The organism is Arthrobacter sp. H14 (assembly GCF_000520495.1).
Taxonomy (GTDB): domain Bacteria; phylum Actinomycetota; class Actinomycetes; order Actinomycetales; family Micrococcaceae; genus Arthrobacter_C.
In genome coordinates this window covers 5,749-8,391 of record NZ_KI914681.1, presented here as the reverse complement: position 1 = coordinate 8,391, position 2,643 = coordinate 5,749, and the positions used below count along the sequence as shown (strand labels likewise).

3 protein-coding genes are annotated in these 2,643 nt (G+C 66.9%); all 3 read left to right on the top strand.

The window, feature by feature from the left end; translation table 11 throughout:
• A partial coding sequence (locus Y707_RS27275; protein WP_035782452.1) for a 3-hydroxyacyl-CoA dehydrogenase family protein occupies window positions 1-521 on the top strand: 521 nt, incomplete at its 5' end.
• Complete coding sequence (locus tag Y707_RS0117840; RefSeq protein ID WP_081744984.1) at window positions 521-1,186, top strand: thioesterase family protein; 666 nt, start codon at window positions 521-523, stop codon at window positions 1,184-1,186. The genes Y707_RS27275 and Y707_RS0117840, both read left to right, overlap by 1 nt.
• A 212-nt stretch (window positions 1,187-1,398) precedes the next feature.
• A partial coding sequence (locus tag Y707_RS27270) for an ABC transporter substrate-binding protein (RefSeq protein WP_081744983.1) occupies window positions 1,399-2,643 on the top strand: 1,245 nt, incomplete at its 3' end.

Sequence of the window (2,643 nt, the reverse complement as noted above, 5' to 3'; positions counted from 1 at the left end):
CGTTCAACCCGCCGTACCTGATTCCGCTGGTAGAGGTTGTCGGCGGCGAGGCGACGTCGGATGAGGCCGTGAAGTGGGCGTCCGAGTTCTACGACTACATCGGCAAGTCCGTCATCACCATGGACCACGAAGTTCCCGGTTTCATCGCCAACCGGCTGCAGGAGGCACTCTGGCGCGAGGCCCTGCACATGATCGACGCCGGTGAGGCCACCGTGGAGCAGATCGACCGCTCCATCACGGACGGCCCCGGGCTGCGCTGGCCAATCCACGGCCCGATGACGACCTTCCACCTGGCCGGCGGGCAGGGCGGCATGAGCCACATGCTGGACCACTTCGGCCCGTCGCTGAAGTCCCCGTGGACCCGGTTGGAAGCGCCGGAACTAACCGAAGACCTGCGCAACGACGTCGTCGCCGGCGTCGATGCCGCCGAGCACCGTTCCGTGAACGAGCTGATCGCCGAACGGGACGAGGCCATCATCGCCATCCGCGGTATCGTCGACGGCATCAAGGCCCGGCGCTGATGGCTGACGAACAGGTCCTGCGTACCGACGGCGGCAAGTCCGGTGTCCGGCACCTGCATGCCGACGGCGGCCAGCCCGGCGGTCAGGACCAGCCGGCTTCCGTAGAGCAGCGCACCCTCGAGTACCGCTGCACCGTGCTGCCCGAGTGGATCGACTACAACGGCCACATGTCCGAGGCGTTCTACGTGCTCGCGTTCGGTTTCGCCACCGACCAGGTGATGGAATTGCTCGGAATGGGCCCGCAGTACCGAGAGGAGACCGGGAACTCGCTCTACACGGTCGAGGCGCACGTCCGCTACCTCTCCGAAACCGGCGAAGGCGCCCCGTTGACCATTACGACGACGGTGGTCGGCGCGGGTGCCAAAAAGCTCCACCTGGCACACGAAATGCGGACCTCAAGTAAACCGGACGACGCCGATCGTGCAGCAAGCGACAGCGCACTGCGCGACGCCGGCGGTGCCGCTACCGAGGGCACGCAGCCCGACGGCGCAGCGTCTGACGCCGGCACCCTAATCGCCACCGAAGAACTACTCGCCCTGCACGTGAACTCCGGCACCGGCCGCACCGCTCCGTTCCCGGAGCAGATCGCCGACACCATCGAGGGCCACCGGCTCCCGGACACCCTCGAACCTCCGGACTGGATAGGCCGCTCCGTCAGCCTCTAGTCCAGCTGCGGCCGATTCGCCGCGACTTCGCATTGCGAAAGGAAAACGAGTCAATGCATAACCCTTCACCCCTCGAACCGAATCCGCCCGGCCCTGAACATTCCGCCGGAAGCACGGCCAACCATCCCGCGTCGTCAACCACGACGACGGGTTCCCGCCTCAAGTCCGTCGCCTCCGGACCGCTGTCCCGCCGGAACATCCTCGGCGGCGGCATGGCCCTCGGCCTCGGCGCGGTGCTCACCGCCTGCGGCGGCTCCCAGGCCAACCAGCTGCCCACCCCCAGCGGCCCGCCCCAGCGCGGCGGACATCTGCGGGTCGGCCTCGCCGGCGGCGGCGCGGCGGACACCCTCGACGCGCACATCCCCGTCGGCACCACGGACATCGCCCGCGTGGTGAACCTGTACGAGTCGCTGCTCTACCGGGATGAAAACTTCGAGCTGAAGCCGCTGCTGGCCACCAAGGTCACGCCGTCGTCGGACGCTATGACCTGGACTGTGGAACTGCGTCAGGGCGTCACGTTCCACGACGGCCGGCCGATGACCGGCCGCGACGTCGCCGCCACCTTCGCCCGGATTGTTGACCCGGACGCTCCCAAGTCCGGTGCGGCCAGCCTGAAGATCCTGGACAAGGTCAAGGTGATCAATGACCACAAGGTCGAATTCCGGCTCAATACCCCCACCTCAACCTTCGACGACTCGCTCGGGCAGTACGCCCTGGGCATCGTGCCCGCAGACTACGACGCGGCCAAGCCTGTGGGAACCGGCCCATTCAAGGTCAAGTCCTTCACGGCCGGACAGAGCAGCGTCTTCTCCCGCAATGACAACTATTGGCGCGATGGCCAGCCCTACCTGGACGAGCTGTCGATCCTCAACTTCAACGATGACGATGCGCTGATCAACGCCCTGCTCTCCACCCAGGTGGACGCCATCGGCCAGATCCCGCTGGCGCTGCTGGAGGTCCTGAACTCGGACCCGCGCGTGGAGATCCTCAACTCGGAAACCGGCATGTGGTTGCCGTTCACCATGCGCGTGGACCGCCCGCCGTTCGACGACAAGCGCGTCCGACAGGCCTTCCGGCTGGCTGTGGACCGCGAGCAGATGATCGAACAGGTGCTCAGCGGCAACGGCACGGTCGGCAATGACCTCTACGGCATCTACGATCCGGGTTTCGCAGACAACCTCCCGCAGCGCAAGCAGAACATCGCCCGCGCCAAGGAGCTCCTCGCCGAGGCCGGGCACCCGGACGGGCTCGACGTCGAACTCGTCACCGCGCCGATCCAGGCCGGCGCCGTGGCCGCCGCGCAGGTCTTCGCCCAGCAGGCCAAGGAAGCCGGCATCCGGGTCAAGATCCGCCGGGTGGACACCACCACCTTCTTCGGCGACAACTACCTGCAGTGGGACTTCGCGCAGGACTTCTGGTACACCCGCAACTTCCTGCCGCAGACCAACAACGGCTCG